Raw genomic sequence first — 24,928 nt, 5'->3', positions numbered from 1 at the left:
TCAGCCTTGTGAAGGGAAAAGACCGTTCTTAAACTAAGAGTTCGAATAGAGGCAGATTCCATGACCTTCCACCCCTCCGTCCTTGAAGCCATCGGCAACACGCCCCTGATCAAACTCAAGGGCGCCTCAGAGGTGACCGGCTGCACCATTCTCGGCAAGGCGGAGTTCCTGAACCCCGGCCAGTCGGTGAAGGATCGCGCCGCGCTCTACATCATCCGCGACGCAGAGCGGAAGGGATTGCTTCGTCCGGGCGGCGTCATCGTCGAGGGTACGGCCGGCAATACCGGCATCGGACTGACGCTGGTCGCCAAGGCGCTCGGTTATCGCACCGTCATCGTCATCCCGGAAACGCAGAGCCAGGAAAAGAAAGACGCGCTGAAGCTGCTTGGCGCCGAACTCGTCGAAGTGCCCGCCGTTGCCTACAAGAACCCGAACAACTACGTGAAGGTGTCCGGGCGGCTCGCAGAGCAGCTGGCGAAGACCGAGCCGAACGGGGCGATCTGGGCAAACCAGTTCGACAACGTCGCCAACCGGCAGGCGCATATCGAAACGACCGCCAAGGAAATCTGGAAAGACACCGACGGTAAGGTCGACGGCTTCATCTGCTCGGTCGGCTCCGGCGGCACGCTGGCAGGCGTGGCTACCGGCCTCAAGGCTTTCAAATCTGACGTCAAGATCGGCATCGCCGATCCCGACGGCGCCGCTCTCTATGAATTCTACCAGAACGGCGCGCTGAAATCCGAGGGATCCTCAATCACCGAGGGCATTGGCCAGGGCCGCATCACCGCCAATCTCGAGGGTTTCACGCCTGACTATGCTTATCGGATCTCGGATGCCGAAGCGCTTCCCTATCTCTTCGACCTCGTCGAGAACGAAGGCCTCTGCCTTGGCGGCTCGACAGCGATCAACATTGCCGGCGCTGTCAATCTCGCCCGGGATCTTGGACCTGGTCACACGGTGGTGACGATCCTCTGCGATTACGGCAACCGCTATCAGTCGAAGCTCTTCAATCCGGATTTCCTTACCTCGAAGGGGCTGCCCGTTCCGGGCTGGATGGCCAAGTCGCCCGAAATCCACGTTCCCTACGAACCCGTGTGAAAACCCATGCCGGTCAATGCCCTCTATCGTGACGACTTCTATCTCTCGACGTGCGAGGCGGTCGTCACCGCCATTCACGAAGATGGGGGCATCGAACTGGACCAGACCTGCTTCTATGCGACATCAGGTGGCCAGCCTGGTGACACCGGCCAGCTCGAACGTGCCGACGGCAGCAAGATCGCGCTCGGTCAGACGAAGCATGGTCCAAGCAAAGATATCATCATCCATGTGCCGCTCGAAAACGAGCCGCGGCCTGCGGTCGGCGAGACGCTGGTGTTGCATGTCGACTGGCCGCGCCGCTACAGGCTGATGCGCATGCACACGGCCTGCCACCTGCTTTCCGTCGTCTGCTCCTATCCGATCACCGGGGCTGCCGTCGGCGAGGAGGAGAGCCGCGTCGACTTCGATATGGCCGAAACGATCGACAAGGACGAGGTGACGACCAAACTGATGGAACTGGTCGAGCAGAACCATCCGGTTTATCTGCAATGGATCACCGACGAGGAGCTTACGGCCAATCCCGACATCGTCAAATCGAAGAACGTGCGCCCGCCGATGGGGCTCGGGCGCGTCAGCCTCGTCTGCATCGGCGAGAACTCCTCGATTGACAGCCAACCCTGCGGCGGCACACATGTCTCCGAGACTCAGGAAGTCGGCCGGATCCATATCGCCAAAATCGAGAAGAAGGGCAAAGAGAACCGGCGCTTCCGCATCCGCTTCGGCACGCCCGGCGACGAAGCCTGACCATCAAGGGAGACCATCATGAGTGAGACCAAGAGCCGTTTCGTCGTTTCGGCCGACTGGCTGCAGTCCGAGCTCGGCAAAGCTGACCTGCGCGTGCTGGACGCCTCCTTCTATCTGCCGGCACAGAAGCGCGATGCCGACGCCGAATATGCGGCCGGCCATATTCCCGGCGCCATCCGCTTCGATCAGGACAAGATCGCCGATCATTCAACGTCGCTGCCGCACACGATCCCCTCGCCCGATTATTTTGCCGCCGAAGTCGGCCGGCTCGGCATCAGCGAGAATGATCGGATCGTCGTTTATGACGGCATCGGCCTGTTCGCCTCGCCGCGCGTCTGGTGGCTGTTCCGGGTGATGGGCGCGAAAAACGTCTTCGTTCTCGACGGCGGTCTCGACGGCTGGAAGGCCGAGGGCCGTCCGCTAGAAACCGCAGCACCCAAGCATGCGCCGGCGACCTTTACGCCGAATTTCGATGAAAGCCGCGTGGTGACGCTCGATACGATGCGCGACATCGTCTCCAGCGCCGCGATGCAGATCGCCGATGCCCGCAGCGCCGGCCGCTTTGCAGCCGCCGAACCCGAACCGCGTGCCGGCATGCGCTCCGGCCATATGCCCGGCGCCCGCAGCCTGCCATCCGGCGTCTTCGCCAACCAGGGCCGGTTCAAGTCGCTGGCCGAACTCAGGCAGACGATCGAGGACGCCGGCATCGATCTTTCAAAGCCTGTCGTCACGTCCTGCGGCTCGGGAATCACCGCCGCCATCATCACGCTGGCGCTGGAATCGCTCGGTCATCACGACAACAAGCTTTATGACGGCTCGTGGAGCGAATGGGGCAGCCGTGACGATACGCCCATCGTCACCGGTCCGCCGACGCCGGTCAAAGCCTGATCGCCATGGGGAAGACACCCGCTTCGCTGAAAGCTCACATCACCCGGCTCGAAATGACGGCGCCGCCGAAGGCAAGCATGCCGGTGCCCGTCAATATCCAGACGGCGATCATGCGCGCTCCCGAGATCCCATTGCCCTTCTACCGCTATCTCTACCGGCAGGTGGGTGCGCGCTGGCAATGGGTGGATCGGTTGCGCATGAGTGACGAGCAGCTTGCCGAGACGCTGAACGACAAGCGCAACAATATCAGCGTTCTCTACGTGAACGGCGCGCCCGCCGGCTTCTACGAATATTTCTGCGAAGACGAGGATATGATCGAGCTCAGCCATTTTGGCCTGATCGAACATGCGCTCGGTCTCGGCATCGGCAAATGGTTCCTGCTGCAGGCGCTCTATGCTATCTGGTCGCTCAATCCGAAGCGGGTCACCACCACCACCAACAATCTCGACCATCCGCGTGCGCTGCAGCTCTACCAGATGTACGGCTTCTCCCCCGTTTCGACCGGCACCGGCATCGTCCGGCCGCTCAGCGACAAGGAGCTTCTGGAGATTGCGCGGAAAAGCTGACGGCTTCTTTCCCGACGTCAGCGGAGGTGGCTAACGCTGCGTCAGGCTGTTCGGGCGGCGCGGGTCGTTTCGGCGTTCGAAATCGAGCGTGCGGCCCGACTGTTCCTTCAGTTCCGCCACTTCCCGGCGCAGAGCCCTGAGCTCTTCCAGTATTTCTGCATTCTGTTGCGCCAGCAGCGCCAGATCGATGTCGGCCAAGGCCTTCTCCTTTCGCCTTACAACGTACGCCCAGAAGATACTCCGCTTTTCACTCTCCGGCGATCTCATATGCAGACGCAGGCAAGAATCGGGTGGCTTGCCCGCTCGTCCAGGTGCATTTCATGGCAATCACAAAGGAGATCTGCCATGACCGCCATTCGTTTTGTTGCCATGCCAACGACCGACGCCGAACGCCTCTGGAACGGCGGCCGCGACGCCTATGACAGGCTGCCCGAGACGATCGTCTCCGATGGTCCCGGCCATCCCTGCCGCCATTGCCTTCAGAATATCGATGCGGGCCAGGCGTTGCTGGTCTTTGCCTACCGGCCCTTCCCCGAGCTGCAGCCCTATGCCGAAACCGGCCCTGTCTTCCTGCACAAGCAGCCTTGCGCACGCTATGCCGCCGAAGAGATCATGCCGCCGATGCTGACGACGAGCCGTGACTTCATCGTCCGCGGCTACAGCGAGAACGACCGCATCGTCTACGGTACCGGCGCGGTGACTGAGATCGGCGATATTCCGGCCTATGGCAAAGAGCTGCTGGGACGATCTGATATCGCCTATGTGCATGTGCGTTCCGCGCGCAACAACTGCTTCCAATGCCGGATCGATAAGGTAAAGGCGCCGGACCTGGTGGAGGCCGGCGCCTGATAGACGCATAGGAAGTCGTCAATCTGTCGGCATCGCGCGCCTTCTAATGTTCTTAAACGCCGCGCAAGGCAATGATCCGCGAACCTGCGGCAGTCTGCCGTTGGTGTGCGAGCGGCGCATATTCGGGCGATGCAAAGAGACCACGGATGGCATCCATATCGAGAAACTCGATGATCAGCATATTGGTCGCCTGCCAGTCTTCGAGTTCGAGCGGCGCGTCATCGAGAGCGATGAGACGTCCGCCGGCCTTTGCCACCAGGGGCAAAGCCTTCGAGCGGTAATCGGCAATGGCTTCGGGGTCGCGGATATCGAGATCGACAACGAGGTAGGCGGACATGATGATATCCTTTCAATCAGTGTGAAGTTGAGGGGATGTGTTTTTTGCGTGCTGCGGCGCGCCTTAGGGCAAATGCCGCCACTTAACCATGCGCTTCCGGAGATCGAGCGTGCCGCCATCCACGGTGAAGCTGCCGTCACCGCGATGATGCATGGTCCGTCGTTCCTTGCTGGTCTCGTCGATCCAGATCCTCTTCGCTTCGAGGATGAAGAGATTGTATCGATCGACGAGGCTCGTATCGGCAACACGGCATTCGATATTGGCAAGGCAGTCCACCAGCAACGGCGCCGCGACATCCTTTGCTGGACGAGTCCTCAAGCCGAACCGCTCGAATTTGTCCACCGTGTCACCGGAGCAGTTGCCGATGTCCACCACGGTTTCGGCAAGGTCGACCGCTGGAATCGCAATCACGCATTCGCCGGTCTTTTTCAGGGTGTGGTGGCTGAAGTCCCAGGGGCCGATGACGCAACCGATCAGCGGCGGAGCATGCTGGATCATCATGTGAAAGCCCATCGTCATCACATTCCGCGTGCCCTCAAGGCTCGTCGTCACAAGAACGATCGGGCCGGGTTCGAGCAGGCGATAGGCCTGGGAAGCGGAAATCTCTTTCATCGTGCGCTCCTTAGCGGGTCTCTTCCCCGCACTTATGCGGGGAAGCTGACAGACGTTCTGGCGTGGTTACCAGCCTTGTTCGACCGGCAGAACGAAGAGTTCCGCGACATTCACATGCGCAGGCGCCTGCGCCGCGAAGACGATGGTATCGGCGATGTCGGCGCCCTGCAGGAATGTCATCTGCTTGGCAAGGTCGTCCATCTGCTTGATATAGCCAGGCTCCGTGATGTGATCGTATAACTCGGTCGCCACGGCGCCCGGCTGGATGCAAGTCACCCGAATATTGTGCTTCTGGCCCACTTCCATGCGCAGGCCGTCGGAGAATGCGGAGACCGCATGCTTGGTGGCGCAATAGACCGACAGGCCCTTGAAGACCTTGCGGCCAGCAATCGACGACATGTTGAAAAGATGGCCGGAATGCTGATTGATCATCTGCGGCAGAACGGCAGCCGTGGTGTTCAGCAGGCCTTTCACATTGACGTCGACCATGCGGTGCCATTCGTCGACTTTGAACTGATCGACATCCGAAAGCGGCATCAGGCCAGCATTGTTGACGAGAATGTCGATCGAACCATAGGCACCTACCAGCTTTTTGACTCCGGCTTCGACGGAGGCTGGATCGACCACGTCCATTTCGATCACGAGGGCTTCACCGCCCTTCGAGACGATCTCCTTTTTGAGGTCTTCAAGCTTGTCGGTGCGACGGGCGGCGATACCGACCTTTGCGCCGGCCTCGGCGAGCTTCAATGCGGTTGCGGCGCCGATGCCGCTCGAGGCGCCAGTGACCAGCGCGACTTTTCCATCGATATTCGTCATGGTTTATCTCCTTGTCTGGGCGTCCTTCCAAATGAAAGGGCGGTCGTGTTCGACAAGGAGGAACATAAGGAGGGTGGCCTGATCCCTCTCTCGGGACCTTGCGAGACCTGTCGGGATCTTGCTCAAATCAGCGAATTTAACGCATGTCGCGCAAAAGTGTGCAGCGGTTTTGCGAATAACGACATGCGTAAAAACAAAGACCTAAAGCGCGAGCAGCGAATCTGAAAGATCGCGACGCGCCTTAGCTGCGACGATAGTCGCTGGGGGAGACGCCAGCCTCCCGGCGGAAAATCTGAGCAAAATGGCTGGGGCTCGAATACCCCACGGACATGCCGATCTCGATGATGTTGGTACTGGTTTCCTGTAGAAGTTGTTGGGCTTTGGCGATGCGTTGGCGAATGAAATAATGGGATGGAGAAAGGCCGGTGGCCTTCTTGAAGAGGCGGCTGAAGTGAAACGCGCTCATGCCGGCCGTTTGCGCCAGACGTGCGAGATCAAACGGCTCCTGAAGGTTGGCTTCCATGAATGCAATGGCCCGCCGTAGCTTGGCGCCCGGGAGGGCATTTGACGGCCGTGCCTCCGCGTCAAACGTTGCGTATTGCCGGATAAGATGAACGGCGAGCGTCTGTGCCAATCCCTGCACGAAGAGCCGGCTTCCCTCCCCTTCGGCCGTCAGTTCAGCATGGATCAGTTCCAGCATGCTGGAAAGATGTTGGTCGCGGCCACCCGATATATCGCGTAGGCGCATGGCGCTCGCAGCTTTGCCGAGAACCGCTTCCGCCACCCGCTCAAACAATGGAACGGAGAGATAGAGATGCATCACCTGGAAAGGTTCGTCTCCCTCGGCGTGCCAGCGCATTTCATATGGCGTGGGCGACCGCGTCAGAAAAAAGTCTCCGACGCTGACTGTATTGGCTTCCCACTCCCCACCCAGATCGCGTTCTTCCACGCATGCCTGACCTGAGATCACCCAAACAACGAGAGGTTCGGCGACCGCCGGAACAAGAAAGGGGTGTTGCACCGTCAGGCGGGAAAACACCTGAACGAATATATCCGTCCAGGCCGGTCCATCCCCGCTGACGAGTGTTCTGCCGGCAATATATGTTTCGAGGCCGGCAGGTGACGTTCGAAGCGGGACCGGCGATATTTCCTCTCGACTATCAACCGTCATTGCTGCTCCGTTTAGAGGCGACTGCCCATCGGCATGATACGATAGACATTGATCGGCGGGACACAACTCGTCGCGCTCCGTGACAACGAAAAGCACTCCTGCAACGCCGCCGACGGTCGCGGTTCGATTACAGCTACGCCGTCATACAAAGAAGGCGGCATCCCCTCGGATACCGCCCTGCCGGCCGAAAATAGAGCTGTCAGTCGTCACCTGGAGTCAGCTAGCTTACGCTACGTTCAGAACGCTTTCCGGCGCGAAGGCTTCGTAGCCCAGTGCGTCGGCGACCGGCTTGCTGGTGATGCGGCCCTTGTGGACGTTGAGGCCGTTCCTCAGATGCTTGTCTTCGGCGATGGCGCGCAGGCCGCGATCGGCAAGCGCCAGGCCATGAACCAATGTGGCGTTGTTCAGCGCGTGCGCCGAGGTGACCGGCACGGCGCCCGGCATGTTGGCAACGCAATAATGCACGACGCCGTCGACTTCGTAGGTCGGATCGGAATGGGTGGTCGCATGCGAGGTCTCGAAGCAGCCGCCTTGGTCGATGGCGACGTCGACGATGACGGAGCCCTTCTTCATGCCGGAGAGCATCTCGCGGGTGACGAGCTTCGGAGCGGCAGCGCCGGGGATCAGCACGGCGCCGATAATGAGATCGGCCGAGAAGACTTCCTCCTCCAGCGCCTGGATGCTGGAATAACGCGTGTGGATGCGGCCGGAGAAGATATCGTCAAGCTGGCGCAGGCGCGGTAGCGACTTGTCGAGAATGCTGACATCGGCGCCAAGGCCGGCGGCCATCCTGGCGGCATGCAGGCCGACAACGCCGCCGCCGATGACCGCGACCTTGGCCGGCAACACGCCGGGTACGCCGCCGAGCAGGACGCCAAGGCCGCCATTGGCCTTCTGCAGCGCGGTCGCTCCCGCCTGGATCGACAGGCGTCCGGCGACCTCCGACATCGGCGCCAGCAACGGCAAGCCGCCGCGCTCGTCGGTCACCGTCTCATAGGCGATCGCGGTAACGCCCGAGGCGATGAGACCCTTGGTCTGTTCGGGATCCGGCGCCAGATGCAGATAGGTGTAGAGAAGCTGGCCGTCACGGAGCTGCGCCCATTCGGCGGGCTGCGGCTCCTTCACCTTGACGATCATGTCGCACTTTTCGAAGATATCCTTGGCGGAGGCGGCGATCTTCGCGCCGGCCGCGGCATAGGCGGCATCATCAGCGCCGATACCGACGCCAGCTTTGGTCTCCACCCAGACCTCGTGGCCGTGGGCAACATATTCGCGCACCGAAGCCGGGGTCAGACCGACGCGATATTCATGATTCTTGATTTCCTTCGGGCAACCGACACGCATGCGCGTTCCTCTCATTTTTATCTCCGCGGCCGCGGATTTTTCAGATGAGGAATCCAACCATCAAGGCAGTGAAATGTCCTTGCAAAGACGATTTGCGAAGACGCGATTTTTCGGCGATTATTGCGTTCATTCTATCTTTTTTCGAAAGTTCTTCGAATGGCCGATCTCGACACCATCGATCTTGCGATTCTTAAGGCGCTGCAGGCCAATGCCCGCATGACCAATGCGGAGCTTGCCGAAAGGATCGGACTGTCGCCTTCGGCCTGTTCGCGCCGGCTCGATATCTTAGAAAGAAGCGGCGTCATCGGCGGCTACCATGCGCGGCTTTCACACAAGGCGCTCGACTACAAGATGATCGCCATCGTGCATATCTCGCTCTCCGGCCAGTTCGCCAAGACGCTGGCGGAATTCGAGGCAGCGGTGAAGCTCTGTCCGAACGTACTCGTCTGTTACCTGATGTCGGGCGAATACGACTATATCCTCAGGGTCGCCGCCCGCGACCTCGAGGACTATGAGCGCATCCACCGCGACTGGCTGTCGGCCCTTCCCCACGTCGTCAAGATCAATTCGAGCTTCGCGCTCAGAGAAATCATCGACAAGCCGAATGTCGGCCTTTGAGGCCTTGCATCTTTGCCGAAAGCCTGTCCAGACTTCGATGCGCGCGGGCGTTTCCCGCTCATTGGCAAGTCATGACATCGAAGACCCAAGGCTATATTTTCGCGCTGTTGGCGCTCACCATTTTTTCGCTGCAGGACGCCATCTCGAAACATCTGGCGACGGCCTATCCGCCAATCTTCGTGACGATGATCCGCTACTGGGCCTTTGCGCTTTTCACGATCATCATCGCGTCAAAGATGCGCGGCGGGATTAAGACGACGGCCCGCACCAAACGCCCCTTCCTGCAGGTGACGCGCGGCGTTCTGCTTGCGGTTCAGGTGGTTCTGGCCATCACCTGTTTTGCCGTGATCGGCCTTGCCCGTTCACAGGCGATCTTTTCCGCGACGCCGATCCTGATCGCACTGCTGGCGATGCCGATCCTCGGCGAGCGGGTCGGGTGGCGGCGGTGGGCAGCGATCGGCGCCGGACTTTTCGGGGTACTGCTGATCCTGAAGCCGGAAGGCGAGTTTTTCGACGTGAAGCTGCTTCTCGCCGTCATTTCCTGCTTCAACTTCGCCTTCTACGTTATCGCCACCCGCCTGGTCAGCCGCGACGATTCGTCGATGACCAGCTTCTTCTATACCGGCGTCGTCGGCGGCGTCACGATGACGCTGGTCGGGCCGTTCTACTGGAGTTGGATGGCGCCGGGCGACTGGGGCTGGATGGCGCTCGTCTGCATGACCAGCATCTCCAGCCATTATTTCCTGATCCGCGCCTACGATGTTCTCGATGCCGCCGCCGTCCAGCCGCTGACGTATCTGTCACTTGTCTATGCCTCTATCATCGGCATGGTGATCTATGGCGAAACGCTCAGCTTCAACATGATCGTCGGCTCGGCGATCGTGGTTGCCGCCGGCATCTTCACCGTCTGGCGCGAACATGTGGTGGGACGCAGAGCGGCCGCCGCCAACTGACGGTTTCACTGCAATTTTAGCCAAGCCCCTAAAACCATTTCAATTTTCCGGCGCTATGCTCCCCGGCTGTACCAAGGGAGACAGTATGACCCGCAACTTGAAAATCACGGCCCGAAAGGCCGACCGGAAAAACTGCCGCGTGTTCGGCCATGTCAAATATCTGAACAGCCAGGTGGATGCCCGCATTCTCAACCTATCGCCGACCGGTGCCGCCCTGGAGATGAAGGGGCCGCTCCATGCCGCCTCCGGCAGCAAGGTACGCATCGAGGCCGAAAACCTCGGCCTGCTCGAAGGCGTCATCCGCTGGAAGCACAATGGCCGCGTCGGCATCCAGTTCGACGTGAATTCGAATGCGCGGGCACAGATCTCCTCCTATTTCCGCTTTTTCCACAAGGAGATGCGGCCTGTGCTGGCGGTACGCCCGCTGGTTAGAACCGCCACCAACGTCGAGCGGACGCCTCACTTGTTGACATCGACGCTGAAATCGTAAGGCTGCACCGCCTTTGCGCCGAAGGAGCGGCTGAGATCTTTCCAGTAGCTGCGATCGACACCGACCGCCGAGGGTGACCGTGGCCTTACGTCTGCGGCAGCCGGGCGCCGAGTGACTGCACCATAAATTGCATTTCAGAGCCACGACGCTTTTCCGGCGGATTGTTTCGACGTCCTGTCATTTTCGCAGTGTACTCCTCGCCAAATCGTCCTAATTCTGACGGGCCGGACGATGCATGATCCTGAAGGAGAGTTTCCATGTCTTCCATTTTCGATGTTGGTGTAATGAGCCGCCGTTCGCTGCTCGGCGGCCTGGCCGCCACTTCCGCCCTGGTGCTGCTGCACCCTTTCAGCGCGCGCGCCAGCGCCAACCAGGCGCATCTCAGGCTGATGGAAACGACCGATATTCACGTCAACGTCTTTCCCTATGACTATTATGCCGACAAGCCGAACGACACGATGGGCCTGTCGCGCACCGGGACGATCATCGACGGTATCCGCGCAGAGGCCGTCAACTCGCTGCTGATCGACAATGGCGACGTGCTGCAGGGCAATCCGATGGGCGACTACATGGCCTATCAGCACGGCATGAAGGACGGCGACGTCCATCCGGTGATCAAGGCGATGAACACGCTCGGCTATACTGTGGGCACGCTCGGCAATCACGAGTTCAACTACGGCCTCGACTTCATGCTCAAGGTCCTATCAGGCGCGAACTTTCCCTTCGTGTGCGCCAACCTGACCAAGGGCCAGCTCGCCTCGGACCCGAAGCAGGACGATCTCTTCTTCAAGCCCTACATCATCTTGGAAAAACAGATCAAGGACGGCGCCGGCAACGAAAGCCCCGTCAAGATCGGCTTCATCGGCTTCGTTCCGCCGCAGATCATGCTCTGGGACATCAAGAACCTTGAGGGCAAGGCGCAGACGCGCGATATCGTCGAGGCGGCCAAGGCCTGGGTTCCCGCCATGAAGGAAGCCGGCGCCGATATCGTGATTGCGCTCTCGCACTCCGGCATCGATGGCAGCGCACCGTCCGAAAAGATGGAAAACGCCTCGCTGCATCTCGCCGCCGTCGATGGGATCGACGCGATCTTCACCGGCCACCAGCATCTCGTCTTCCCAGGCCCGAAGAGCTGGGACGGCGTCGCCAATGCCGATCCCGTCAAGGGCACGCTGCACGGCAAGCCCGCCGTGATGGCCGGTTTCTGGGGCTCGCATCTCGGCCTTATCGACCTGCTGCTCGAAAAAGACGGCAACAGCTGGAAGATCGTCGATTTCACCTCGGAAGCACGACCGATCTATCATCGCGACGACAAGAAGAAGGTGGTTGCCGACTACGCCGACAAGAAGGAAGTGGTCGAAGCCGCAAAGGCCGAGCACGAGGCGACACTGACCTATGTCCGCACCCCCGTCGGCAAGACATCCGCGCCACTCTATTCCTACTTCGCACTGGTCGCCGACGATCCCTCCGTGCAGGTCGTCAGCCAAGCCCAGACCTGGTACATCAAGCAGATGCTCGCCGACACCAAGTTCAAGGACCTGCCGGTGCTTTCGGCGGCGGCCCCCTTCAAGGCCGGCGGTCGCGGCGGCGCCGACTACTATACCGACGTTCCGGCCGGCGATATCGCCATCAAGAACGTCGCCGACCTCTATCTCTACCCGAACACGGTCCAGGCTGTTGCCATCACCGGCGCCCAGGTGAAGAACTGGCTCGAAATGTCAGCCGGCATGTTTAATCACATCGAGGCCGGCTCGAAGGATGCGGCGCTGCTCAACAACGATTTCCCGTCCTACAATTTCGACGTGATCGACGGCGTCACCTACCAGATCGACCTGTCGCAGCCGCCGAAATATGATTCGTCCGGCAAGCCGATCAATCCGGACGCCAACCGCATCCAGAACCTCGCCTTCAACGGCAAGCCGATCGATCCGGCTCAAAAGTTCGTCGTCGTCTCGAACAACTACCGCGCCGGCGGCGGCGGCAATTTCCCCGAGATTACCGCTGATAAGGTGATCTTCCAGGCGCCGGATACCAACCGCGACGTCATCGTCCGCTATATCCATGATCAGGGCACGATCAATCCGTCGGCAGACGCAAACTGGACCTTCAAGCCGCTCCCGGGCACGACCGCGACCTTCGAAAGCGGCCCGAAGGCGAAGCAGTTCCTCGCCGAGGTCAAGAGCGTGAAGATCGAGGATGCCGGCGAAGGGGCCGACGGCTTCTCGAAATTCAGGCTCGTCCTTTAGGCGAAAAAATATGTCGACGAAGGCGCGGCGCCTGCGCCTGCGCTTTCGTCATTCGGCCGCAAGCGGCATACCGGGCTCGCGCAGTTCGGCGATCTGAGCATTGAAATCGGCGTGGCTTGGGCAGGCGGAAAGCCTCGTGCGGAACGCATCGATCATCCAGGTGGCAGCGGGTCCGGGCGGGTTAGCGAGCTGGCGCACGGAATAGATGGCATATTCCCCCTGTTCGTAGGCATCCAGATCGAGAGGGACAAGCGCGCCGCTCACGAGATCATCACGGATGAGCGAGGCCGGAAGGCCACCCCAGCCAAGACCGGCCTTGATGAGCTGATGCTTCGTCGCAATATCGCTGACGCGCCATGTCTTGTAGGACAAAACATTGAAATCACGCCCCTTTGTCAGACCCGACGCATCGGTGACGACAAGCTGCACTTCCTCGCGCACGTCGCCGAGCATGAGCGGCCGGTCGATCGCAACAAGCGGGTGGTTGCGCGCGGCAACCGGCAGCATGAAGGAATGACCGATCCGCTCTGTGACGACCGAATCGTCCTGCTTTAGAACTGCGCCGCCGATCCCGATCGTCGCCTTGCCGCTGAGGACGAGATCCATGACCATCCCAAGTTCGCCGACGTTGAGGTTCAATGAAACGGACGGAAACATCTCGCGAAATTCGCGCAGGACCTCCACCAGGGCCCGCGAAGGCACCATGACACTGATGGCGACGGAAACCTCCGCTTCGAGCCCTTCCCTCAGGCTCTTGACGCGCGCCCGCATGACCTGCAGGTCGCCGAGAATGCGTCGCGCATCCTCCAGCATCGCCTTGCCTGCCTCCGTAAGCTTCGGCTGGCGCGCACCGGAGCGCTCGAAAAGCGGCACTTCTAGCTGCGCCTCCAGGTTGGCGATCGTATAGCTCACAACCGACTGGGCACGGTTCAGCGCCCGCGAAGCGGCTGAGAAGCTGCCGGTCTCGGCAACGGTTAGAAACACCTGCAATTGGTCCAGAGTCGGGTTGGGCAGCATCTTCTATCCATTCCATCGATAGTTTCGATCGACATTATCACCGTTTTTTCGATAGCAGGCCAGACCTATTTTCGCTTCGAGACTGCGGCTCACCTCCCAGCAACGGGCCGTTAAATTCCATTCGAAAGGAAATGCACCATGTCGTCCATCCTGCTTCTGACGTCCAGCCCGCGTGCCGAATCGCTCTCGACGCCGATCGCCGTCGATCTCGCCGAAAAGCTGAAGAGCCAGAACCCGGGCAGCGTCATCGTTCGCCGCGACCTTGCCGCCAACCCGCTGCCGCATATCGATGACCTCTTCACCGGCGCGATCCGCAAGCCGCCCGAGGCCCGCACCGCTGAGGAAAGCGTGGCCGTCGAGACCTCCGACAAACTGGTCAACGAACTGCTTGCCGCCGACACGATCGTCATCAGCACTGGCCTCATCAACTTCAACATCTATTCGTCGCTGAAGACCTGGATCGACAACGTCGCCCGCGCCGGCCTGACCTTCAAGTACACGGAAAGCGGTCCGGTCGGCCTCGCAACCGGCAAGAAGGTTTATGTCGTGCTCGCTTCGGGTGGCGTCTACTCGCAAGGACCGGCCGCCCCCCTGAACCATGCCGTGCCATACCTGAAGTCGGTTCTCGGCTTCCTCGGCATCACCGACATCGAGACCATCTATGTCGAAGGCCTGGCCTTCGGTCCGGAAGCTGCCGAGAAGGCCATCGACGCCGCCAAGTCGCGCGTCCAGGAAATCGCACTGGCCGCCTGATCGGCTTTTCAACGCTCCATGGAACGGCCGGCTTTTGCCGGCCGTTTTTCATTTGTCGATACCGGCGACAAAATCCCGGACCGTCACCAGGATTTCGGCGGAGAGTTCCTCATCGGACGAAATCCTGGCAAGGCCGACGGCGGCATGAGCCCGCTCGGCCGCATGAGCGAAGCCGACGAAATCGCCAAAAGGCGGCGCTCTATCTGGCATCGGATGATGCGACCAATGTCACCGGCATCGAGATCACCGTCAACGGCGGCATGACGAGCGCGCCCTCCGGCGCCAAGATCTTCCGCGCCGCCTGAGCGAGCCGGGCCCAGCAACTCAAACTTGCCCGGCCCCGCGCCAATTTCGTTTCTATTCTCTCCTGGGACGTTCTGCTTAGCTCTGACGCGTCGCGCGGTGGGCAAGACGAAACAGGACGATTGCCAAATTCAGGACGGCAAGCAGAAGCAATACATAGAGCATGGTCTGGATGCCGGAGGAAACGATCAGGTTGCCGGCCACCAACGGAAAGCCGAAGACGCCGATCATATAGGCCAGCGAGAATAACAAAAGCGACTGCGGCATAAGGCCAGCTGGAGCCTCATTTGCAGCCAGGCCGTTGATGACGGAATAGGTCAACCCATAGCCCACCCCCAGCATCGCTGCGCCTCCCAGATAGGCAAGCTGATTTGATGTCAGCATCAGGAACAGCACGATCGATGCCAGCGTCAGACTTGTCAGGACCAAAAGCGAATAGAGTGGGTCTTTCTTGACCACATATCCCGCCACGAACAGCCGGCTCAGAATCGCGGCGGACATGAAGCCGATGAAGAACAGGGAGTAGTCGAACCCATGCGCATTGGCGTAGCTGGTCTGAAAGCTGGACAACCCGCCGAAAATCGCGCCGCCGATGCCGACCATAATGATGGAATAGACGGCCCGCGAACCGATCACCTCACGCGCTGAGGCAAATGAGATCTTGTTGACATGAGGCAAAATCTTGCCGGCATTGGTCAGCCGGATATGGAGCAAAAAGTAAAGCGCACCGCCGGCGAGGCTGGCAAGGAATGCAAATGCGAAGGCCGCCTCGATCGGCATCGACCAGCCTGTGGCAATGCGGCCAATGATCGGTCCGGCGCCGATGCCCGACATCATCGATCCGGAAAGTAGAGCAAAAAACCTGATGCGGTGCTCGGGTTCGACGATAGCGGCGACCAGAATGGGTCCAAGCGCATAGAAGGTGCCCCAGCCTATGCCGAGGATGAAGCCGACCGTCATCAGACTCAGCCCAGCTGAGGGAACCATGGCGAATCCCAGCGCTGACGCGGCAAGAAACAGTCCCGAAACAGCCACCGCCCGCGCCGAGCCGATGGCATCCGCGATGTGCCCGGACAGGATCACGAGAATGACGGTGCTGACAGTCGCGGCCGAAATGATCAGGCCGGCCAGCGCCTCGTCGCCGCCACGCTGGCCAACCAGCACCGGAACCAGAAAGGTCACGCCGTAGGCGATCGAAAGAAGAAACCCTCCAATACACAAAGCGGTAAACTCGCCGCCATCGACTTTCTTCCGTGCAATTGAATCACTCATGTCTCCACGCCCCTCGCAGGAAAACTGATCTGGGATATTTCCGCAACGGAGATCACGTTTGCATTTCACGAACAAGCCGTTTTTATATTGCTCATAACCTATTGAAAAGACATAGACAGACGGGCAAATGTTTCGGTTTAAGCAACATCCTCAATATCCCCGGTCGACGCACTGCATCGATCGATGATTAGGAAGCCGCCTCCCGACGTCCGCGACCTCGCGCGCCATCAGCGATGCGAATTCTCAGGAATACCTATTGGGTTGACCACGTTCAGCCAAATGGAGAAGAGCCTCAATCGGGGCCAGCCGAGCCAACTGGGTTGCTCGGGCTAACTGGGTCTGGCTGAGCTAACTGAGTTTCACCACACCGGAGCGGCCGACGACGCAATTGCGGCCGCTCTTCTTTGCCGCGTAGAGCCTGCCGTCGGCCGCCGTCAGCACGGCGGTGAAATCGACGCCGTCCTCATCGGCGGTCGCAACCCCGATACTGACCGTGACCGGCCTGTCATCCGGCGTCTTGACGCTGGTCGCGATCGTCCAACGCAGGCGCTCGGCAAGCAGCAGCCCTTCTTCGTGGTCGGTGCCTGGACAGACGGCAACGAATTCCTCGCCGCCGAAGCGGAAGACGCGGTCGCTGGAGCGCAGCGTCGTGCCCAATCGGGCGGCGATCGCCTTCAGCACCTCGTCGCCCTGGAGATGGCCGTAGCCGTCATTGACATCCTTGAAGTGATCGGCGTCGATAATGAGGACGGTGGCGAATAGCCCCTGCTTCAGTGCCTCGAGCAGCATCAGCGGCGCTTCCATTTCCATGCGCGTCCGATCATAGACGCCAGTGAGCATGTCGCGGCCAGTGCGCTCCAGAAGATCGTTGTAGCGCTCGCGGAACGTCAGGTCGCCGAACACGTCGCTGATCGAACGTGCGGACCCGGCTGCGCCGATACGGCGAATGCGATATTCATAGAATGCGAACATCGCCGCGTAGAGGCAGACGGCAAGCATTTTCGCCTTCCATCCGCCCCAGAATGCGGCGATCGGTACATCCAGGAAGTAATGCAGCGCGGCGAAGAAGCCGATCTGGTCGAAGGTCAGCAGCACGAATCCCGAAATCAGGAAGCGCAGGACGACGCGGCGGCGAAAGAAATCGCCGAGTTTTTCGTAGAGCAGGATGATGCCGAGCGAATCGACATAGAGCAGCGCCGTGCCCCAGACCATCAGCCAGCCCATCTCCTTGAGAAAATCGACGTCGGGTGTGTGGCCGGTCGACATCTGCAGCGGCTGGTGCATCTGCAGCACCCAGGCAATACCGACGGTGAGCAGGTTGCCGAGGAACAGGCCGTAGATCGGCTGGCGCACCGTCGCGGCATCCTCCTGCAGGTAAAGCATCAGGATCATCATCAGCTTGCCGGAGAAGAAGACGGATGAACCCGGCGACACATCCCCGAACGGCAGCGAGACATAGAAGACCGCCGCCAGATAGGTCTCCATGAAATGCATGACGCCGAGCGCCGTCAGGAAAACCCCGAGACCAAGCCGATGACGGAAATGCAGAAGCGTTACCATCAGCACGAAATAGGCGATGGCTTCGACGACGAAGAGAAGGAGGTTGAGTGTCTCCATCATGAGACCTTGGCGCCGGACGTTCGGCCTCCTGCCAGCGCGACGATCGCGACAGCGAATCCTTTGGTCAATCGTCCGAAACAGTCAAACACGGGGGGTGTCCTGCAAATCCTGCAGGCGATACCTTTCACTGCAATCCTTTAAGATTGCGTGAGTGAGAACGCGCTCGCTGGAGGGCACCGGGGTCACACACAGGAATAGTTACAGCCGGTATCAAGGACCTATGCCCGGATCCCGATTTCAGACCTGACGAAGCTTCTCGCCGTCACCAAAGAGCGACGAACCATGCTGATCGATAATCTGCTGCGCCTTGCGCACCGTGCATTCGATCGCATCGTCGGAAGAGGTAAACAGATCGGCGCGGATGAAATTGCGCACCAGCACCTCGTCGCCGACCTTCTTTTCGATGCGCCCGGCCAGGCGATACTGGCTGCCTTCCCTACGCGGTTCGGCATAGATCGTGCAATCGCCGTAGAGCTGCGGCTCGCCGGAAGGGCCTGCCGCTTCCGTGGCCGGTTTGCCGCCGCCGGAGAACATCGAAAAGAGATTTGAAATGAACGAAGCCATGCTCCGCCTTTAGCACGACGGCATCGCTATCGCCAAGTCAAATGATCAGGTTGGCGAGGATCTCGTTTTCGGTAATATCCTCGTAACCCATGCCGGCGGCTTCGAAATTTCCGACCAGCCGGGCGAAATTCTCAGGCGCCTTGGTTTCGATGCCGATCAGGATCGAGCCAAAGTTGCGTGCCGATTTCTTCAGATATTCGAAGCGGGCGATATCGTCGTCGGGGCCGAGCAGATTGAGGAAATCGCGCAGCGCGCCAGGGCGTTGGGCGAGCCGCAGGATGAAGTATTTCTTCAGCCCTGCGTAACGCATGGCTCTTTCCTTTACGTCAGGCAGGCGCTCGAAATCGAAATTGCCGCCGGAGACGACGGCGACGATGGTCTTGCCACGGATCGCCTGGCGATCCATCGCGGCGATCGCCGTCAGTGACAGGGCGCCGGCCGGCTCCAGCACGACGCCCTCGACATTCAGCATCTCCTGAATGGTGACGCAGATGGCGTTCTCCGGCATCAGTTGCACTTGGCTTGCCGGGAAATCGCGAAGAGCGGCGAAATTCAGGTCGCCGATGCGGGCGACGGCGGCGCCATCGACGAAATTGTCGACCTTGGCCAGCGTCGTCACCTTGCCCGCCTCGATACTGCGCTTAAGGCTTGGCGCGCCGGCGGGCTCAGTGAAGACGAAAGCCGATTTCGGCAAGGTGCCGTCGAGATAGCCGGTGATGCCGGCGGCAAGTCCGCCGCCGCCAACCGGCAGGACGACCATGTCGGGCACCGTTCCCTCAGGCAGCTGCTGCATGATTTCGGCGGCGACCGTCGCCTGCCCCTCAATGATGTCCGCATGATCGAAGGGCGGCACCATAACGCCGCCGACCGCCTCCACATGTTCACGGGCGGCCTGGTAGCACTGGTCGAAGAAGTCGCCGAACAGCCGGATGGTGATGAATTCAGCGCCGAACATGCGGGTCTTGTCGATCTTCTGCTGCGGTGTCGTCACCGGCATGAAGACGACGCCCGGCACACCGAAATGGCGGCAGACGAAGGCAAAGCCCTGGGCGTGATTACCGGCCGAGGCGCAGACGAAGGTCTTGCCGGCAGCACCCTGCCCGATCGCCTTGCGGAAGAAATTGAAGGCGCCGCGGATCTTGTAGGAGCGCACCGGCGACAGATCCTCGCGCTTCAGCCAGATATCGGCACCGTAGCGGGCCGATAAATGATCGTTGAGCTGCAGCGGCGTTGCCGGAAACAGGCTGCGCATTGCCTCTTCGGCGCTTTCGACATCAAGTCTCGTCACGGGTATGGTCCATTCTCACGTTAGCCACCGCCGCTATGGCACAGGCCGGCCGGCAAAAGAAGCTCGTTTGGGCCATCTCCAGTTCGCTCCCGCATCGGTTTCACTCCGCGGGGCCGGGTTCGGCGCTGGGGACCGGTTCTGCTCCCGGGGAAGGCCTTTCTTAAGCCAATAGCGAAATTGGCGGCACATGAACTGATTTTAACTGTCAATAAAAAGGACGGCCACTAATATGAAGCTATGATGACATTCAAATTCGCAAGACCGCTCGCCTGGCTGCTGCTGGCCTTCATCATCTTCGTCACCGTTTCGCCGATCGGAGAGAGGCCGAATACGGTCACGATGGTCGATGTCGACCGCGCGGTCGCCTATCTTCTCCTTGGCTTCGCCTTTGCGCTGGCCTATCCGAAACAGTGGAAGATGGTCGCCATGCTGCTGATCGTCGGCGCATTCGCCATCGAATATCTGCAATACTTCTCGCCGACCCGCCATCCGCGCCTCCATGACGCAGGCATCAAGGCCATGGGCGCCGCCCTCGGGCTGCTAGCCGGATGGGTGATCAACAGATGGCGCGAGACCAAAGCGCCAAACGCTCTACCCTTCGCAGAACGCTGATTATCCCAGGTTAGAAACCGCGCAACTGCACTGCCCAGAAGAGCAGTGGTATCGCAGCCATCGCAGTTCCCAGAACAAGTGCGACACTGGTCTTGAAGATCCGGATGCGCCGAACCTTCGCCCCACTCCAATCGTAAACCATCGTCTTACTCCCACAAGACAACACTTACTCAGCCGCCGCGGCGCAATACTTGCATCGAAAATGCCATTGTCAAGCGGCAACTGGCTTTTGTGCACAATATGCAGGCAGATTCAATACTGGCATATTCCAACGGCATTATGAAAATGGTGCGGGCGACGGGGGTCGAACCCGTACAGCCAAGGCCGAGGGATTTTAAGTCCCTTGCGTCTACCAGTTTCGCCACGCCCGCTTGCGGCATTTTCAATATCTTGCGTCATGGGCGATGGGAAGAGCCGCAAGGCGTAAAAATCATGGCTCATTTGTCGGCAGCGCCGGCGACTGATTGGCCAATCATTTCACTTCCGAAAACCGCAATCGGTCAACGGCAAACGAAAAGGCGCGGCGAGCCTTACGCCCGCCACGCCTTCATCATTTCAGCGCCAAAGATCAAGCGAGCTTGGCGGCAAGCTTGGCGACATGGGCGCCCTGGTATTTGGCGCCTTCCAACTCGATCTCGGAAGGCTGGCGCGAGCCGTCGCCGTTGGTGATGGTGGAAGCGCCGTAGGGCGATCCACCCTTGACTTCCTCTGTGCCCATCTGGCCCTGGAAGGCATAAGGCAGGCCGGCAACGACCATGCCCTGGTGCAGGAAGGTGGGGAGGAAGCCGAGGATGGTCGATTCCTGGCCGCCGTGCTGGGTTGCCGAGGAGGTGAAGACCGAACCGAGCTTGCCGACGAGCTTGCCGGCGAACCAGAGGCCGCCCGTCTGATCCCAGAAATTGCGCATCTGCGAGGCGACCGTGCCGAAGCGGGTGCCGGCACCGACGATGATCGCGTCGTAGTCGGCCAGTTCGTCGACGGTGGCGATCGGAGCCGCTTGATCGACCTTGTAATAGGAAGCCTTGGCGACATCTTCCGGAACCAGTTCCGGAACGCGCTTGACGGTGACCTCGGCACCGGCCGACTTCGCGCCTTCGGCAACGGCATAGGCCAAGGTTTCAATATGGCCGTAAGCCGAATAATAAAGGACGAGAACCTTCGCCATCTTCAATCTCCCTTGGAGCACTGGTTGAATTTCGTGACCGAGGGAGTTCTATCAGCGGGTATTTCCGAACACAGCCATGCCTTGAAGAACTCAGTGTTCAATATCCGTAGACGAAAATTCACTTGCGTTTTCATTTCAGCAAAAATGAACGTATCGCAGAACAGCACTTGCACTTTTGGGCATCATGCCGTGGCTGTTTGCAAAGCGACCGAACGGCACTACCTATTCACCAGCCTCAGATCACGGAACATCCCATGAGCCAAAACATCGTCGTCACCGCCGCCATGCTCGCCATCGGCGACGAACTTCTTTCCGGCCGCACCAAGGACAAAAATATCGGCCATCTCGCCGATCTGCTCACGCTTTCCGGCATTGATCTCAAGGAGGTGCGCATCGTCGCCGACGACGAGGAGGCGATCGTCGAGGCGCTGAACGCCCTTCGCGGAAAATATGATTACGTCTTCACCTCGGGCGGTATCGGGCCGACGCATGACGACATCACCGCCGATGCCATCTCCAAGGCTTTCGGCGTGCCTTGCGAATATGACGAAGCGGCAATGACACTGCTTGCCGAGATGTATCGGCGCCGCGAGATGGAATTCACCGAAGCGCGCCAGCGCATGGCGCGCATGCCGCGCGGGGCCGTGCATATCGCCAATCCGGTCTCGACCGCGCCAGGCTTCGTCATCGGCAATGTCCATGTCATGGCCGGCGTGCCGCAGGTCTTCCAGGCGATGGTCGACAATGTGCTGCCGACGCTTCGAACCGGCACGCCGGTGCTTTCGCTCGCCATCGCCTGCCCTTACGGCGAAGGCGAGATCGGCACGCCCTTGACCGCGATTCAGAAAGCACATCCGGAAACCAGTATCGGCTCCTACCCGCGCTATGTCGGCCAGAAATTCTCGACCGAGATCGTCGTGCGCGGCCGCTCGCAGGCGGTTATCGATGCGGCCGGCGCCGAAGTGCAGGCGATGATCGACGCCATCCGCCGCAGGAAGGACATCGCCGAAAACCATTCCGCCGAGGCTTGAGGGAAACGCCGGAACTCAGGGCCATCCTTGATCCCCATCAAGGAACAGGAGTACGGTCCGGTGCATTCCTTTCCTCGCGCAAGCCATTTCAGCGCAAGGAGAATTGATATGTCTTACAAAACCATTCTCGCCATTCTCGATACATCAGACAATAGTGCTGCGGTTGCCGATTTCGCCTTTGCCTTCGCCGCTGAAAGCGGCGCCCACGTGATCGGCCTGCATGCCGAAATCATCTCCGCCGTGCCGCTGGTGGCGCCGATGGAAATCCCCGATCCCGTCGCCGTGCAGGCGCTGCAGGACATGGCGCACAGCGAAACGATTGCGGTTGAGCGCATCTTCAGGGCGATAGCGGAGGCATCAGGCGCCTCCTCCGAGTGGCGCAGCTTTGCCACATCAACCGGATACGGCTCCGCACCGCTGATCGAAAGTGCGCGCAGCGCCGACCTCTTGATCGCCTCACAGGCCGACCCGGCCAGACCTTCCGACAGCTACGTCGACGTCGACAGCTTCCTCTTCGAAAGCGGCCGGCCGGTGCTGATGATCCCCTATATCATCCGCCAGCCGAAGCCGATCAAGCGCGTGCTGATCGCCTGGAACGGCTCGAAGGAGGCGGCGCGCGCGACCTTCGACGCGCTGCCGATCCTCAAAGCCGCCGACGAGGTGGAGATCTTTTCGGTCGATCCGGCCGACACGGCGCTGCAATCGCCGCTGACAGCAGGCGCCGACATCGCCGCGACGCTTGCGCGTCATGGCGTGAAGACGACGCTTTCGACGGCGCAAAGTGTGGACAAAAGTGCGTCCCACGTCATCGAAAACAGGCTATCGGACAGCAGCATCGATCTTCTCGTCATGGGCGCTTATACGCATTCCTGGCTCTGGCAGATGATCTTCGGCGGCACGACCAAGACCCTGCTGCAATCGATGACGGCACTGACCCTGTTATCGCGTTGATTGGCTGCTCTTGCCTTTTGCCGGCAAATCCCGCTAATTGCGGCGACCGATGACAGCTTCGAGCCTCGGCCCCATCTCGCGCAGTTCCGGCTGCGCGATTTGCGTTTTGCCAATCGCCGCTTCAAGCCCGTCCGGTCGCCGGCAAACGGCGTGTCGTTTTTTCATGCCGCGGAGCAGCCCGATGTCCCTTCCCGATAAAGCCTTTCCCGTTTCCTGGGATCAGTTCCACCGCGATGCGCGCGCGCTTGCCTGGCGGCTTGCCGGCCTTGATCAGACGTTCAAGGCGATCGTCTGCATCACCCGCGGCGGCCTCGTTCCGGCAGCGATCATCTCGCGCGAACTGAACATCCGGCTGATCGAGACCGTCTGCGTCGCGTCCTATCATGACTATGTGAACCAGGGGGACATGGTGCTGCTCAAGGGCATAGCGCCCGAACTTCAGGAAAATGGCGGCGAAAGCGTGCTCGTCGTCGACGATCTGACGGATACCGGCAAGACCGCCGCACAGGTGCGCACGATGCTGCCGAAGGCACATTTCGCCTGCGTCTATGCCAAGCCGAAGGGCGTGCCGACCGTCGACACCTTCATCACCGAGGTGAGCCAGGATACCTGGATTTACTTCCCTTGGGACATGGGCTTCACCTATCAGGAGCCGATCGCCAAGGGCGCGCGCTGATCGCCACCGATCTCAACGCGCATCCTTCGCATTTACCACTTGAAATTGTTCCAGATTTTGTCGGCGAGGTTTTCTGAATCCGCTATCGGGATCTGCACATCTATTTTATCTTATTCGCATAAACTCGGCAGCTGCGAATCGCGTCAAATTGCGCTTAAAGCGTGTAGCAAACGATGCGATATAAGGAAGCAAGATGGCGCGGTGGGGGCATATCGGGGCGGTTGTGACCGTCGGGTTGGCGACCTTTCTATTTCCGCTGGCGCCTGTCCGCGCTGAGCCAGCCTACATTCCCCTCGTGCGCGACTACGTCGAGAAGCAGGTCCGGCCGATGGTGGAAACGCCCTTGGTGCTGAAAGCCATTGCCGAACAGAATGCGAAATTCGGCAATGTCAGCGAAATGGATATGCGGGTGCTCGACGAGACCTACCGGTCGGAGGTCGATCAGCACCAACTGCACATGGTCACGCTGCTGCTCGACAAATCCGTGTCGCATTACCTGAAAGCCAGGCAGGACACCTCACAAGGGGCGATCCTCGAATTTTTCGTCACCGACTCGCATGGGCTGAATGTCGGTCAGAGCACCGTCACCGCCGACTATTGGCAGGGCGACGAGGAGAAATATCTCAGAACCTTCGCCAACAGCTCCCGGGAGATCTTCATCGACCGGGCCGAACGCAACGAATCCACCCAGATTCTCGAAACGCAGGCGAGTTTCGTCGTCATGGACGAAGAGAACAGGCCGATTGGCGTCGCCATCGTTACCATCGCCATCGATGCGCTTTGACAGGCACTTGCACCCGTGCGAATCGCCATGCCCATTTGCGCCGGAAATGCCATCACAAGATTTGCCGCAGGACGCTTTTTTGCCGTTCCGACCTTTTCCTTAGCCGGCAACACCTGCAAGCCATTGTAATTTCAGCGCTCCCCGGCTTTCCCCAATCTCC

The 24,928-nt window shown here is 60.0% G+C and carries 28 protein-coding genes, 1 tRNA gene and 2 pseudogenes; 16 read left to right on the top strand and 15 right to left on the bottom strand.

Features of this window, described 5'->3' with window-relative positions; translation table 11 throughout:
• Positions 1 to 60: 60 nt before the first annotated feature.
• Genes AC1D2N_RS20470 through AC1D2N_RS20455 form a run of 4 tightly spaced genes read left to right on the top strand, consistent with a single transcriptional unit; the run spans position 61 to position 3,296 of the window.
• A complete protein-coding gene (locus AC1D2N_RS20470) occupies positions 61 to 1,098 on the top strand; it encodes a cysteine synthase A (RefSeq protein ID WP_018445696.1) in 1,038 nt (345 codons plus the stop codon).
• A gap of 6 nt (positions 1,099 to 1,104) precedes the next feature.
• Entirely contained in the window at positions 1,105 to 1,842 is a 738-nt protein-coding gene (locus AC1D2N_RS20465) for an alanyl-tRNA editing protein (RefSeq protein ID WP_018445697.1), read from the top strand.
• An 18-nt stretch (positions 1,843 to 1,860) separates the two neighbouring features.
• Complete coding sequence (gene sseA / locus AC1D2N_RS20460; protein WP_018445698.1) at positions 1,861 to 2,730, top strand: 3-mercaptopyruvate sulfurtransferase; 870 nt, start codon at positions 1,861 to 1,863, stop codon at positions 2,728 to 2,730.
• A 5-nt stretch (positions 2,731 to 2,735) separates the two neighbouring features.
• Positions 2,736 to 3,296 (top strand): GNAT family N-acetyltransferase, encoded by a 561-nt coding sequence (locus tag AC1D2N_RS20455; RefSeq protein WP_017963991.1) that lies wholly within the window; start codon positions 2,736 to 2,738, stop codon positions 3,294 to 3,296.
• A gap of 30 nt (positions 3,297 to 3,326) precedes the next feature.
• On the opposite strand, the gene AC1D2N_RS20450 is transcribed toward AC1D2N_RS20455, so the two are convergent.
• The gene (locus tag AC1D2N_RS20450; RefSeq protein WP_050565063.1) at positions 3,327 to 3,563 is read right to left on the bottom strand and encodes a hypothetical protein; all 237 of its coding nucleotides are present in this window, start codon (positions 3,561 to 3,563) and stop codon (positions 3,327 to 3,329) included.
• A gap of 78 nt (positions 3,564 to 3,641) precedes the next feature.
• On the opposite strand from AC1D2N_RS20450, the gene AC1D2N_RS20445 reads away from it, so the two are divergent.
• Entirely contained in the window at positions 3,642 to 4,145 is a 504-nt protein-coding gene (locus AC1D2N_RS20445) for a DUF1203 domain-containing protein (RefSeq protein ID WP_018445701.1), read from the top strand.
• A gap of 52 nt (positions 4,146 to 4,197) precedes the next feature.
• Here the strand turns inward: AC1D2N_RS20445 and AC1D2N_RS20440 are convergent, their stop codons facing one another.
• The 5 genes from AC1D2N_RS20440 to ald all read right to left on the bottom strand — a co-directional run bounded on the left by AC1D2N_RS20440 (position 4,198) and on the right by ald (position 8,425).
• Positions 4,198 to 4,482, bottom strand: coding sequence for a DUF1330 domain-containing protein (locus AC1D2N_RS20440; protein WP_130652243.1), 285 nt, complete (start codon positions 4,480 to 4,482; stop codon positions 4,198 to 4,200).
• A 63-nt stretch (positions 4,483 to 4,545) separates the two neighbouring features.
• On the bottom strand, positions 4,546 to 5,094 hold the full coding sequence (locus AC1D2N_RS20435; RefSeq protein WP_018445703.1) for a flavin reductase family protein: 549 nt from the start codon (positions 5,092 to 5,094) through the stop codon (positions 4,546 to 4,548).
• Positions 5,095 to 5,160: 66 nt separating this feature from the next.
• Positions 5,161 to 5,910 (bottom strand): SDR family oxidoreductase, encoded by a 750-nt coding sequence (locus AC1D2N_RS20430; RefSeq protein ID WP_130652242.1) that lies wholly within the window; start codon positions 5,908 to 5,910, stop codon positions 5,161 to 5,163.
• Positions 5,911 to 6,151: 241 nt separating this feature from the next.
• Complete coding sequence (locus AC1D2N_RS20425; protein WP_018445705.1) at positions 6,152 to 7,081, bottom strand: helix-turn-helix domain-containing protein; 930 nt, start codon at positions 7,079 to 7,081, stop codon at positions 6,152 to 6,154.
• A gap of 225 nt (positions 7,082 to 7,306) precedes the next feature.
• Positions 7,307 to 8,425, bottom strand: a complete 1,119-nt coding sequence (ald, locus tag AC1D2N_RS20420; protein WP_018445706.1) for an alanine dehydrogenase — start codon at positions 8,423 to 8,425, stop codon at positions 7,307 to 7,309.
• A gap of 156 nt (positions 8,426 to 8,581) precedes the next feature.
• On the opposite strand from ald, the gene AC1D2N_RS20415 reads away from it, so the two are divergent.
• From AC1D2N_RS20415 to AC1D2N_RS20400, 4 genes are all read left to right on the top strand, one after another.
• Positions 8,582 to 9,043 carry an Lrp/AsnC family transcriptional regulator gene (locus tag AC1D2N_RS20415; protein ID WP_018241729.1) on the top strand — a complete coding sequence of 154 codons (462 nt, stop codon included), beginning with the start codon at positions 8,582 to 8,584 and terminating at the stop codon, positions 9,041 to 9,043.
• A 71-nt stretch (positions 9,044 to 9,114) separates the two neighbouring features.
• Positions 9,115 to 9,996 (top strand): DMT family transporter, encoded by an 882-nt coding sequence (locus AC1D2N_RS20410; RefSeq protein ID WP_018445707.1) that lies wholly within the window; start codon positions 9,115 to 9,117, stop codon positions 9,994 to 9,996.
• 85 nt (positions 9,997 to 10,081) lie between these two features.
• On the top strand, positions 10,082 to 10,486 hold the full coding sequence (locus AC1D2N_RS20405; RefSeq protein ID WP_130652241.1) for a PilZ domain-containing protein: 405 nt from the start codon (positions 10,082 to 10,084) through the stop codon (positions 10,484 to 10,486).
• 257 nt (positions 10,487 to 10,743) lie between these two features.
• Positions 10,744 to 12,732: a bifunctional 2',3'-cyclic-nucleotide 2'-phosphodiesterase/3'-nucleotidase gene (locus tag AC1D2N_RS20400; protein ID WP_026230567.1), complete on the top strand. Its 1,989-nt coding sequence runs from the start codon at positions 10,744 to 10,746 to the stop codon at positions 12,730 to 12,732.
• Positions 12,733 to 12,780: 48 nt separating this feature from the next.
• Here AC1D2N_RS20400 and AC1D2N_RS20395 read toward each other — a convergent pair whose 3' ends face one another.
• Positions 12,781 to 13,749, bottom strand: coding sequence for a LysR family transcriptional regulator (locus tag AC1D2N_RS20395; protein ID WP_018445709.1), 969 nt, complete (start codon positions 13,747 to 13,749; stop codon positions 12,781 to 12,783).
• Between the two features lie 138 nt (positions 13,750 to 13,887).
• On the opposite strand from AC1D2N_RS20395, the gene AC1D2N_RS20390 reads away from it, so the two are divergent.
• The gene (locus AC1D2N_RS20390) at positions 13,888 to 14,502 is read left to right on the top strand and encodes an FMN-dependent NADH-azoreductase (RefSeq protein ID WP_018241724.1); all 615 of its coding nucleotides are present in this window, start codon (positions 13,888 to 13,890) and stop codon (positions 14,500 to 14,502) included.
• A 48-nt stretch (positions 14,503 to 14,550) separates the two neighbouring features.
• Here the strand turns inward: AC1D2N_RS20390 and AC1D2N_RS20385 are convergent.
• A pseudogene (locus AC1D2N_RS20385) lies at positions 14,551 to 14,640 on the bottom strand (TetR/AcrR family transcriptional regulator); the annotation flags it as partial.
• Between AC1D2N_RS20385 and AC1D2N_RS20380 the strand changes: the two are divergent.
• Positions 14,641 to 14,807 (top strand): annotated as a pseudogene (locus AC1D2N_RS20380) (SDR family oxidoreductase); the annotation flags it as partial.
• A 76-nt stretch (positions 14,808 to 14,883) separates the two neighbouring features.
• Here the strand turns inward: AC1D2N_RS20380 and AC1D2N_RS20375 are convergent.
• From AC1D2N_RS20375 to ilvA, 4 genes are all read right to left on the bottom strand, one after another.
• Positions 14,884 to 16,077, bottom strand: coding sequence for an MFS transporter (locus AC1D2N_RS20375; protein ID WP_018445711.1), 1,194 nt, complete (start codon positions 16,075 to 16,077; stop codon positions 14,884 to 14,886).
• Between the two features lie 348 nt (positions 16,078 to 16,425).
• On the bottom strand, positions 16,426 to 17,697 hold the full coding sequence (locus AC1D2N_RS20370) for a GGDEF domain-containing protein (protein ID WP_018241721.1): 1,272 nt from the start codon (positions 17,695 to 17,697) through the stop codon (positions 16,426 to 16,428).
• 237 nt (positions 17,698 to 17,934) lie between these two features.
• Complete coding sequence (locus tag AC1D2N_RS20365) at positions 17,935 to 18,261, bottom strand: HlyU family transcriptional regulator (protein WP_018241720.1); 327 nt, start codon at positions 18,259 to 18,261, stop codon at positions 17,935 to 17,937.
• 37 nt (positions 18,262 to 18,298) lie between these two features.
• Positions 18,299 to 19,549 (bottom strand): threonine ammonia-lyase, encoded by a 1,251-nt coding sequence (gene ilvA, locus AC1D2N_RS20360; RefSeq protein ID WP_018445712.1) that lies wholly within the window; start codon positions 19,547 to 19,549, stop codon positions 18,299 to 18,301.
• 237 nt (positions 19,550 to 19,786) lie between these two features.
• Between ilvA and AC1D2N_RS20355 the strand changes: the two genes are divergently transcribed.
• Complete coding sequence (locus AC1D2N_RS20355) at positions 19,787 to 20,161, top strand: VanZ family protein (protein ID WP_018445713.1); 375 nt, start codon at positions 19,787 to 19,789, stop codon at positions 20,159 to 20,161.
• A gap of 10 nt (positions 20,162 to 20,171) precedes the next feature.
• On the opposite strand, the gene AC1D2N_RS20350 is transcribed toward AC1D2N_RS20355, so the two are convergent.
• The 3 genes from AC1D2N_RS20350 to wrbA all read right to left on the bottom strand — a co-directional run bounded on the left by AC1D2N_RS20350 (position 20,172) and on the right by wrbA (position 21,326).
• On the bottom strand, positions 20,172 to 20,303 hold the full coding sequence (locus AC1D2N_RS20350) for a hypothetical protein (RefSeq protein ID WP_018241718.1): 132 nt from the start codon (positions 20,301 to 20,303) through the stop codon (positions 20,172 to 20,174).
• 144 nt (positions 20,304 to 20,447) lie between these two features.
• Positions 20,448 to 20,532, bottom strand: a tRNA-Leu gene (locus tag AC1D2N_RS20345).
• Between the two features lie 197 nt (positions 20,533 to 20,729).
• Positions 20,730 to 21,326, bottom strand: coding sequence for an NAD(P)H:quinone oxidoreductase type IV (wrbA, locus tag AC1D2N_RS20340; protein WP_018445714.1), 597 nt, complete (start codon positions 21,324 to 21,326; stop codon positions 20,730 to 20,732).
• Positions 21,327 to 21,580: 254 nt separating this feature from the next.
• Between wrbA and AC1D2N_RS20335 the strand changes: the two genes are divergently transcribed.
• The 4 genes from AC1D2N_RS20335 to AC1D2N_RS20320 all read left to right on the top strand — a co-directional run bounded on the left by AC1D2N_RS20335 (position 21,581) and on the right by AC1D2N_RS20320 (position 24,768).
• Positions 21,581 to 22,357, top strand: coding sequence for a competence/damage-inducible protein A (locus AC1D2N_RS20335; protein WP_018445715.1), 777 nt, complete (start codon positions 21,581 to 21,583; stop codon positions 22,355 to 22,357).
• 108 nt (positions 22,358 to 22,465) lie between these two features.
• Positions 22,466 to 23,308, top strand: a complete 843-nt coding sequence (locus AC1D2N_RS20330; protein ID WP_018445716.1) for a universal stress protein — start codon at positions 22,466 to 22,468, stop codon at positions 23,306 to 23,308.
• 181 nt (positions 23,309 to 23,489) lie between these two features.
• Positions 23,490 to 23,984 carry a xanthine phosphoribosyltransferase gene (gene gpt, locus AC1D2N_RS20325; protein ID WP_018241714.1) on the top strand — a complete coding sequence of 165 codons (495 nt, stop codon included), beginning with the start codon at positions 23,490 to 23,492 and terminating at the stop codon, positions 23,982 to 23,984.
• Between the two features lie 193 nt (positions 23,985 to 24,177).
• Complete coding sequence (locus AC1D2N_RS20320; protein WP_018445717.1) at positions 24,178 to 24,768, top strand: hypothetical protein; 591 nt, start codon at positions 24,178 to 24,180, stop codon at positions 24,766 to 24,768.
• Positions 24,769 to 24,928: the final 160 nt, after the last annotated feature.

Source organism: Rhizobium sp. P1_B8 (genome assembly GCF_056406515.1).
Note: the sequence above shows the minus strand (reverse complement) of the source record. Positions and strands in the feature narration are given on the sequence as shown.

Excerpts from the sequence above, each read along its gene's own strand:
- AC1D2N_RS20450 (WP_050565063.1), bottom strand. The coding sequence starts at position 3,563 with ATGAGATCGCCGGAGAGTGAAAAGCGGAGTATCTTCTGGGCGTACGTT.
- AC1D2N_RS20350 (WP_018241718.1), bottom strand. The coding sequence starts at position 20,303 with ATGGTTTACGATTGGAGTGGGGCGAAGGTTCGGCGCATCCGGATCTTC.
- AC1D2N_RS20390 (WP_018241724.1), top strand. The coding sequence starts at position 13,888 with ATGTCGTCCATCCTGCTTCTGACGTCCAGCCCGCGTGCCGAATCGCTC.
- AC1D2N_RS20400 (WP_026230567.1), top strand. The coding sequence starts at position 10,744 with ATGTCTTCCATTTTCGATGTTGGTGTAATGAGCCGCCGTTCGCTGCTC.
- wrbA (WP_018445714.1), bottom strand. The coding sequence starts at position 21,326 with ATGGCGAAGGTTCTCGTCCTTTATTATTCGGCTTACGGCCATATTGAA.
- AC1D2N_RS20395 (WP_018445709.1), bottom strand. The coding sequence starts at position 13,749 with ATGCTGCCCAACCCGACTCTGGACCAATTGCAGGTGTTTCTAACCGTT.
- AC1D2N_RS20430 (WP_130652242.1), bottom strand. The coding sequence starts at position 5,910 with ATGACGAATATCGATGGAAAAGTCGCGCTGGTCACTGGCGCCTCGAGC.
- AC1D2N_RS20425 (WP_018445705.1), bottom strand. The coding sequence starts at position 7,081 with ATGACGGTTGATAGTCGAGAGGAAATATCGCCGGTCCCGCTTCGAACG.
- gpt (WP_018241714.1), top strand. The coding sequence starts at position 23,490 with ATGTCCCTTCCCGATAAAGCCTTTCCCGTTTCCTGGGATCAGTTCCAC.
- AC1D2N_RS20355 (WP_018445713.1), top strand. The coding sequence starts at position 19,787 with ATGATGACATTCAAATTCGCAAGACCGCTCGCCTGGCTGCTGCTGGCC.
- AC1D2N_RS20375 (WP_018445711.1), bottom strand. The coding sequence starts at position 16,077 with ATGAGTGATTCAATTGCACGGAAGAAAGTCGATGGCGGCGAGTTTACC.
- AC1D2N_RS20370 (WP_018241721.1), bottom strand. The coding sequence starts at position 17,697 with ATGATGGAGACACTCAACCTCCTTCTCTTCGTCGTCGAAGCCATCGCC.
- AC1D2N_RS20470 (WP_018445696.1), top strand. The coding sequence starts at position 61 with ATGACCTTCCACCCCTCCGTCCTTGAAGCCATCGGCAACACGCCCCTG.
- AC1D2N_RS20335 (WP_018445715.1), top strand. The coding sequence starts at position 21,581 with ATGAGCCAAAACATCGTCGTCACCGCCGCCATGCTCGCCATCGGCGAC.
- sseA (WP_018445698.1), top strand. The coding sequence starts at position 1,861 with ATGAGTGAGACCAAGAGCCGTTTCGTCGTTTCGGCCGACTGGCTGCAG.
- AC1D2N_RS20455 (WP_017963991.1), top strand. The coding sequence starts at position 2,736 with ATGGGGAAGACACCCGCTTCGCTGAAAGCTCACATCACCCGGCTCGAA.
- AC1D2N_RS20435 (WP_018445703.1), bottom strand. The coding sequence starts at position 5,094 with ATGAAAGAGATTTCCGCTTCCCAGGCCTATCGCCTGCTCGAACCCGGC.
- AC1D2N_RS20465 (WP_018445697.1), top strand. The coding sequence starts at position 1,105 with ATGCCGGTCAATGCCCTCTATCGTGACGACTTCTATCTCTCGACGTGC.
- AC1D2N_RS20330 (WP_018445716.1), top strand. The coding sequence starts at position 22,466 with ATGTCTTACAAAACCATTCTCGCCATTCTCGATACATCAGACAATAGT.
- AC1D2N_RS20440 (WP_130652243.1), bottom strand. The coding sequence starts at position 4,482 with ATGTCCGCCTACCTCGTTGTCGATCTCGATATCCGCGACCCCGAAGCC.
- AC1D2N_RS20445 (WP_018445701.1), top strand. The coding sequence starts at position 3,642 with ATGACCGCCATTCGTTTTGTTGCCATGCCAACGACCGACGCCGAACGC.
- AC1D2N_RS20320 (WP_018445717.1), top strand. The coding sequence starts at position 24,178 with ATGGCGCGGTGGGGGCATATCGGGGCGGTTGTGACCGTCGGGTTGGCG.
- AC1D2N_RS20365 (WP_018241720.1), bottom strand. The coding sequence starts at position 18,261 with ATGGCTTCGTTCATTTCAAATCTCTTTTCGATGTTCTCCGGCGGCGGC.
- AC1D2N_RS20415 (WP_018241729.1), top strand. The coding sequence starts at position 8,582 with ATGGCCGATCTCGACACCATCGATCTTGCGATTCTTAAGGCGCTGCAG.
- ald (WP_018445706.1), bottom strand. The coding sequence starts at position 8,425 with ATGCGTGTCGGTTGCCCGAAGGAAATCAAGAATCATGAATATCGCGTC.
- AC1D2N_RS20410 (WP_018445707.1), top strand. The coding sequence starts at position 9,115 with ATGACATCGAAGACCCAAGGCTATATTTTCGCGCTGTTGGCGCTCACC.
- AC1D2N_RS20405 (WP_130652241.1), top strand. The coding sequence starts at position 10,082 with ATGACCCGCAACTTGAAAATCACGGCCCGAAAGGCCGACCGGAAAAAC.